This is a genomic window from Bacteroidota bacterium, assembly GCA_034723125.1.
Taxonomy (GTDB): domain Bacteria; phylum Bacteroidota; class Bacteroidia; order CAILMK01; family JAAYUY01; genus JAYEOP01.
The window spans coordinates 1-7,947 of record JAYEOP010000518.1 but is presented as its reverse complement, the minus strand read 5'-3'; the positions used below and the strand labels follow the sequence as shown (position 1 = coordinate 7,947).

The window sequence follows — 7,947 nt, the reverse complement described above, 5'->3', positions numbered from 1 at the left end:
CGTGGCTAATTATCAATGTCTTGCCACAAAGACACAAAGGCACAAAGTTGCACTAAGAAAAAATACATAATATAACAGTCAGATAATAAATATGTTAGCATAAAGAATTATTATGCGAAACTTGAGTTAGTGCCTCTAAGAAAACTGTCAAATTTTATGATTTCTAAGATTTTTTACCTGCCTTTGCCATCAGGCAAGTGAGATTTTTATTTTTTGAGACGAAGCGATGCCTTAGCATCAGTGAGTTGAGAAAGATAAAAATATTGCAAAAAGATAGGAATCTAATTATGCAGAGTTTTCTAAGAGACACTATTTACATAAAAATCAGTCCCAAGTGAATTGAAATTCTATTGTAAATATCAATTATTTCGTTAACTGTGAAGGGTTCAAATTTATAGGTTCTTATTTGCCTTAGTTTTTGATTTCTATAGCCTATGCTTAAAACAAATGCAGTATTATTATTAAAATATTTTTTCATACCTACACCCGGATTTATCACATAACCACCTTTGTACTTGTAATCGTAAGAGTAATACTCATAACCATTTCCTGATGGTGATAACGAAAAGGAATAACCACCATCGCAATAAACAAAAGGAGTTAAATCATTATCCAAAATATCAAAACTGAAACTTGCCATTAAAGGAACAGTTGCTTTATCATAAACTTCTAATCCTGTAGTAATAGCACAACTTAACCTATTTGAGAAACTATAAGCATTTACAAATTGTATTGTAAAAGCGTTGTCCATACCGTAATAATTTGAATTCCCTGATAAAGAACCAAGTTTGACAGAAAAAGAATAACCATAGTTTTTTAAATTACTAATAGGTTGAATATTTATTTTTGAAACTTCTAAAATTTCATTTTTATTAAAAACAAGAGTATTCATTGCTCTTGTTTCAATTTTTATAATATTCGAATCTTTTTCTATAATTTTTCCTCTAAAAATATTGCCATTCTTGAGCTTAATAATATCTTCTGTTTTGTTTTGTGAAAATAATGAAAAACTTACAAAAGTTAAAAAAACAAATATAATTAGCTTAAAAAAATATTTCATATTTATTATTACTTAAAAACTCCCTTAACAATTATTACTTGGATACAAAGATGAATAAAATAATTTAAAGTTGCGTAACAAATTTTTAAAAGGAAAACAATTTTTAGGCTAAAAATATTCACTTAGCAATCAATGGTTATTATTTTTTAATCTTCATAATTTTATCGAAAGTAGAAACCTCAATCCTCCTTCCATTCAAATTCAATCGCATCCTTAACCTAATACTAAACTGCCATCAAGATACTGAAAATAAAACATTTCTTTTCGCCCTGTTTTTATTCAAAAAATTATTCCGTAGCCACAGCTATGCAAGAATTTTGTGAAGAATAACAAAACAAAAATAATTTATTTTCTTAATCAGCATCTTAATAGCGGTTTAGTATAAGGTCTTGTCTTTTAAATATCTTTTTCTTAAATTTGAAGTATGAACAGAATTTGAAACGCAACCAATTACAAGCAATAAACATCACATAAGTGATAAATAAAAAAAATGATAATCTAAAAAATTTAACTTATGAAAAAGACTCTTAAAAACTTACTTTCTGTATTAAGTTTTACAGTAGTAATAATGCTCATTTCTACGAGTTGTGAGGATATGTCGTACATAAAACATACTTATACTGCAAATATTCCCGTAACATACATGACATTTGCCGAATTACGCTCGGCAATTAAAGTAGAAAATCCACAAGCCCTAAAAGATCCGGGAAAACTATTTTTCAAATCAAATTATATTTTTGTTGTAGAAAAATATAAGGGAATTCATGTTATTGATAATGAATACCCTTCAAATCCTAAGAATATTGCTTTCATAAAAGTTCCGGGATGTGTGGATATTTCAATAGTAGGAAATATATTATATGCCGACAGTTATACCGACCTTGTTGCAATGGATATTTCTGATATTACTAACGTAACAGTTACAAAACGAATAGAAGATGCTTTTGAATATAAGTACAACGGTTATGACTCCGATTATCCTGTTGCTCAATATGATAGCAAAAAAGGAATAGTAACAGAATGGGAAGTTAAAGAAATTACTGAAAAAATTGAAACCGACAATTATCCACGAAATAGTGGTGGTGGTATGAGTGTTTTGGGTGCAAAAAGTGATACTGAAGTAGGTTATAATTACTCAGGAGATGCAATAGGTAAAGCCGGTTCAACAGCTCGTTTTATAACATTCAGCAATTATTTATATATAATTCACAACTTTCAAGTAGAAATTTATGACATTAGTCAACCTGAGAATCCATCTAATACAAATCAATCATTATCAACCAGCAGAAATATTGAAACATTATTTGTTTATCAAAATTATCTCTTCATCGGTTCCACAACAGGAATGCTAATTTATAGCCTTAGCAATCCATTAACTCCAACTTATGTTTCATCATTTGATCATGCTACTGCTTGTGATCCTGTTGTTGTTGAAGGTAATTATGCTTATGTTACAGTTAGGTCAGGAAGTTCTTGTGGGGGATTTAGCGACCAATTAGATATAATTGATATTAGTAATATTACTTACCCTTCTTCGATAAATACATACCAACTAGAAAGCCCATACGGGCTTGGAATTGATAACAAAACTTTGTTTATTTGTGATGGAGATGCAGGACTTAAAATATTAAATGTTACTAACCCTTACGATATCCAAATTATTATTGAATATCCGGGAATAAATGCTTTTGATGTAATCCCATTTAATAATGTCCTTTTAATGATAGGTTCTGATGGATTGTATCAATATGATTACAGTGATATAAATGATATTCAATTATTAAGTAAAATTGAAATTGGATAAAAAATATAGAGCCTCCCTTAATTTAAAAAGGCTGATGGAATGTTCTGTCAGCCTTTTTTTTGTTTGGAGTTTGTATTTTAGTTCTTTTAGATTACTATTATTTTTATTTAGTCAAAATTCCACCCTATACTTTTTTGTATCTTTGTTATCTAAAAAAAACATTTTAAAAACACTTTATGCTTCTAAATTATGATGAACCACTATTCCGTCCACCAAGTGAGGCTTATTCATTAATTTTTCAAATAACCTTAGGCTGTTCTTGGAATAAATGTGCTTTTTGTGAAATGTATTCATCAAAAAAGTTTTCAATAAAAGCCGATAACCTTATTGAAAAAGAGATAATTGAAGCCTCAAAATTGTATCCTGATACAAAAAAAATATTTCTTGCTGATGGAAATGCTATGGTTTTGAATTCAAAGAAGATGCTATGGATACTGGGGTTGATAAATAAAAGTTTCCCAAAGGTAAGAAGAATCTCTGCTTATGCCCTACCAAATGATATCCTAAGCAAGACAGATAAAGAGCTTAAGGAAATATCTAATTCCGGATTGAAGCTAATTTATGTTGGAATAGAATCAGGTGATGATGAATTGCTCAAATTGGTTAATAAAAATGAAACATTTGATTCTACTGTTAGAGGAATATTGAAAGCAAAAAATGCAGGAATAAAAAGCTCGGTAATGATATTAAATGGATTAGGTGGCAAAAAATACAGCAATCAACATGCAATTAATTCCGCAAAACTATTGAACAAAATTAATCCTGAATATTTCTCTACTCTTGTTTTAAGTTTCCCGTATGGCGAAAAACATTTTGAAAAGCGTTTTAAAGGTAATTATCAAATAATGAATGTTGTAGAGCTTTTGCAAGAAATGAAAATTTTATTAGAACATACTGAACTTGATAAAAGTGTTTTCAGGTCAGATCACGCATCAAACTATTTGGTTTTAAAAGGAATACTCTCACGTGATAAAGATAAATTATTGAATCTAATAAATAATGCAATTTCAGAGCCTAATGAAGCGAGACTAAGAGATGAATGGCAGAGGGGGTTGTGAGAGGTGAGAGGTGAGATGTGAGAGATGAGAGGTGAGAGGTGAGTTGTGAGATGTGAGAGGTGAGAGGTGAGAGGTGAGAGGTGAGTTGTGAGATGTGAGTTGTTAGCTTTTGGCTCATAGTTATTAAATATAAATCGTAAATACTAATTACTACGAACCACCTTCTAAACCAACTGCTTACTGAGGACTGAAGACTGCTTACTGAAGACTATCATCTAACTAAAGCTGCTACCTATTGATTATCTGTTATTAAAGAAATCCCCAATTTAAGTGCTTTTTCAAGTTTTTTTTCCAATTTATCCTTAGTCTGTAGCAAAGGAAATTGTAAAATGGGGGTTAAGGATTTTCTGTTGTAAAAAATATCTGTTTTACCTCTTTTGTTTTTTCTCCTTGAGGAGAAATTATAAGGTAAAAACTCAAATTATTATATTGGAAATTTCAGGATTGGTAATTTGGCTACCTACTGGAGACTGAGGACTGTTTTTGACTACACGTCTTCTGTTTGTCGTGAAGATCTATCCAATTAGATAATTGGTTATATCGCATCGCGATTGAGGGACTGCGGACTGAAGACTGCTTACTGGAGACTGGAGACTGAGGACTGAAGACTGCTTACTGAGGACTGTCTTAGATTTTAATCTTTACCAATAATTTGTAGCTCATCTGATTCGTAGTATTTTTTATCCGATTTTGTGTTTGCAATTCTTATCATTGCACGGGCTACCACTTCAGAATTTATTGCTTTATATTTTTCAGATTTTCCTATTAAGAAAGGCTTTGCTATTTTTAAAAATATTTTAGAAACTTTTTCAAGAAACCTAAACTCCTCTCTTTCTCCTAACAACAATGAAGGCTTTATAAAGGCAGTTTTTTCAAATTTAAATTGTTGAACATCTTGTTCCATTTTACGTTTGGTTGATAGGTAAAAATTATTTGTATATCGCTCAGAACCAAGTGATGAAATCGCTATGAAATTAGCAACCTTGTTATCAGAAGCAATTTTTGCAATTCGTACAGGTAAAATATAATCTACTTTATTAAAATTTTCTTTGCTTTGTGCTTTTTTTATTGTTGTACCGATACAAAAGAAAAGATCATCGCCTTTTATTAAATCGTACTGACCATTCATGTTTAAAACATCAGAATGAATTTCATTTATTTTTGGATTTGTTATAGACAGTTCTCTTCTTGAGAAAGTCCTAATTTCTTTGTAACTGTCGTCTTTGATAAGTTTTTTAATTAGCTCCGCTCCTACCAAACCTGTACCTCCAAAAACAATGGCAGTTTTCCCTTTACTTCCAATCTTTGTGAAATACTCCTTATAATCACTTTCAATTTTTTCATTACTTTTAATTTTAAATATTAAAAAATCAAAAAAGTAAAAAAATAACAAACCTGAAATATTAGCAACAATATCAAGAGGATTAAAATTTCTGTTAGGCGATAAAAGTTGAATAAACTCTTCGATTGTTGTAAAAGCAATTACAACTAAAATTGCTAATGGAAAAAATAAAAGATGTTTTCTTTGTATTGCCCTATGAGCAAGTATTCCAAGTAATCCATATAAAATGAAATGTCCAAAAAAGTCATTAATTCCATCTCCTGTATCAGGCAATTTATCAAAATATGCTAAAAATATTAACACAATAATAAATAGGAAAAAGATTCCAAATGTATTTCCCCATTTTTTGTTTACAGTAATCATTCTAAAATTAATGTTGTTATTTAATTTTCAGACTAAAACGGTAAGTCATCATCCTCTGTTTCTGTATTATTACTTACATAAACATCATCTTGTTCTTGCATTGGAGGAGGCGGAGGAGGATTTTCACTTTCACCAGCTTTTTCTAATCTCCATGCATCTAGATTTGTAAAATAATTTACATTTCCATCTCTTTCCCATTTGTTCCCTCTTATGTTAAAAGAGACCTTTACTTCATCATTAACTTTATAAGAATCAATAAGATTGCATTTATCTTGTATTAGTTGAAACTTAATGTAATCAGTAAACTCCATTGAGCTAACCATTTCTTTACGTAAAATAACAAATTCTCTCTTTTTGAATTTATCACTGATTTGTTTTGTGTCGTTTATAACAATTATTTTTCCACTTAGTTCAAATTTCATTTTTTTTGTTTTTTAATGTACTCAGAAGCCGGTAACAAATCCGACTTCTGAATACGGACTGCCTGTTAAAATTTCTACAAATTTAGCATTCTAAATTGTATTTCCAAAAAGTTTTATTTAATTTCCGTAATTAAAATTATTTGTAATTTTCACTCAATTATAAAATAGGATTTTTAAATAGTGTCTCTAAGAAAACTCTGCAAAATTTGATAGTTTTCTTAGAGGCACTAAATATTGAATACTAAGATTTTTACATTTTATTATTTTTCATAATATATTTATGAACTTTATCAAGTAAAATATTTTTATCTATTGGTTTAGTAATAAGGTCATTACAACCTGCATCTATTACTTTATGTTTATTATTTTCCATCACATAGGCAGTCTGAGCTATTATTGGTAAATCATTTCTAAATTTTCTTATTCTTTTTGTTGCTTCATATCCATTCATTTTTGGTAAACGAATATCCATAAGTACTAAATCAATGTCATTATGTTGTTGACAAAGTTCTACAGCTTCTTCCCCATCCATAGCCCAAATCAAATTTGCACTTGTTCTTTGCAATATTCTATCAATCAGCATGTGGTTAACCTCTAAATCTTCTACAATAAGTATTTTCTTGTCAACCCATCTATAAATAAATTTGGGAGGGGATTTTTTAGATTTTGATTTTTTCATTTGGTAAAATTTTCAAAATGTATTTATTTTTATTGTTTAAGTAACTACAAAAACGACAATTATAATACCATTAAAATATATATAAACATGTGTTAATTATAGCCATATAATTCAAAAACATCATTTTTAATAATTTTCAAAAATAGATATTTTTTCTTAATATTAGAAAATTATTTCGTTCTTATAATTTTAACTTTAGTTCACTTTAGGTGGGTTCTATAAATACATTATTGTATTTTTGCAAAAACGTAAACTATGGAACTATACTCAATAAATACAGGATATTTTAAACTTGATGGCGGAGCAATGTTTGGTGTTGTTCCTAAAGTAATTTGGAATAAAACCAACCCTGCCGATGAAAACAATCTTTGTAGCTGGGCAATGAGATGCTTGCTTGTTGTTATTGGAGACAGAAAAATACTCATTGACAACGGAATGGGAAATAAGCAAAGCAAAAAATTCTTCAGTCATTATTTCCCACACGGAGATGATACTTTAGAAAAATCACTAGCAAAACATGGATTTTCAGTTGATGACATTACTGATAATTTGTTAACACATTTGCACTTTGACCATGCAGGAGGTGGAATAATCAAAAAAGAAAATAATGATGGATTTGAACCATTGTTTAAAAATGCAACTTATTGGGTAAGTAAAGCACAATGGGATTGGGCATTAAACCCAAACGGTAGAGAAAAAGCTTCTTTTTTAAAAGAAAACCTTTTACCGATGCAAGAACATAATCAATTGAAACTTATTGATAAAGAGCAAGAATTATTTCCAGGATTACATATTAAAATTTTTAACGGACACACTGACGGACAAATAATTCCCTACATTGATTTTAATGGAAGAACTCTAATTTATACTGCTGACCTTTTACCTTCAACAGGACACATTCCTCTACCCTACATAATGAGCTATGATACACGACCATTATTAACATTGAATGAAAAAACAGAATTTTTACAAAAAGCTGTAAACGAAAATCATACATTCTTTTTTGAACATGATAATTATACAGAATGCTGTACGGTAAAAGACACACCCAAAGGACCAAGATTAAATAAGAAATTAACGCTTCAAGAGTTTATTGGAAATAAGCAGTTTGTGTAATAAATATATTCATTCGAGTATTCGTGGCTTTATTTTTTTTGCCACTAATTCACGAATAATTCATTAGTGTATTCGTGGCTATCTTTTTTTGCCACTAATTCAC

At 29.4% G+C, this 7,947-nt stretch carries 7 protein-coding genes; 3 read left to right on the top strand and 4 right to left on the bottom strand.

Features of this window, described 5'->3' with window-relative positions; all coding sequences use genetic code 11:
* Positions 1-313: 313 nt before the first annotated feature.
* Positions 314-1,060: a hypothetical protein gene (locus U9R42_13435; protein MEA3497023.1), complete on the bottom strand. Its 747-nt coding sequence runs from the start codon at positions 1,058-1,060 to the stop codon at positions 314-316.
* 514 nt (positions 1,061-1,574) lie between these two features.
* On the opposite strand from U9R42_13435, the gene U9R42_13430 reads away from it, so the two are divergent.
* Positions 1,575-2,864: a hypothetical protein gene (locus tag U9R42_13430; GenBank protein MEA3497022.1), complete on the top strand. Its 1,290-nt coding sequence runs from the start codon at positions 1,575-1,577 to the stop codon at positions 2,862-2,864.
* A 176-nt stretch (positions 2,865-3,040) separates the two neighbouring features.
* Positions 3,041-3,922 carry a radical SAM protein gene (locus U9R42_13425; GenBank protein MEA3497021.1) on the top strand — a complete coding sequence of 294 codons (882 nt, stop codon included), beginning with the start codon at positions 3,041-3,043 and terminating at the stop codon, positions 3,920-3,922.
* A gap of 634 nt (positions 3,923-4,556) precedes the next feature.
* Here U9R42_13425 and U9R42_13420 read toward each other — a convergent pair.
* The 3 genes from U9R42_13420 to U9R42_13410 all read right to left on the bottom strand — a co-directional run bounded on the left by U9R42_13420 (position 4,557) and on the right by U9R42_13410 (position 6,728).
* Positions 4,557-5,627 (bottom strand): VanZ family protein, encoded by a 1,071-nt coding sequence (locus U9R42_13420; GenBank protein MEA3497020.1) that lies wholly within the window; start codon positions 5,625-5,627, stop codon positions 4,557-4,559.
* A 32-nt stretch (positions 5,628-5,659) separates the two neighbouring features.
* Positions 5,660-6,049 (bottom strand): DUF3127 domain-containing protein, encoded by a 390-nt coding sequence (locus tag U9R42_13415; GenBank protein MEA3497019.1) that lies wholly within the window; start codon positions 6,047-6,049, stop codon positions 5,660-5,662.
* A 250-nt stretch (positions 6,050-6,299) separates the two neighbouring features.
* Positions 6,300-6,728, bottom strand: coding sequence for a response regulator (locus U9R42_13410; protein MEA3497018.1), 429 nt, complete (start codon positions 6,726-6,728; stop codon positions 6,300-6,302).
* 255 nt (positions 6,729-6,983) lie between these two features.
* On the opposite strand from U9R42_13410, the gene U9R42_13405 reads away from it, so the two are divergent.
* Complete coding sequence (locus tag U9R42_13405) at positions 6,984-7,844, top strand: MBL fold metallo-hydrolase (GenBank protein ID MEA3497017.1); 861 nt, start codon at positions 6,984-6,986, stop codon at positions 7,842-7,844.
* The last annotated feature ends 103 nt before the right edge of the window (positions 7,845-7,947 follow it).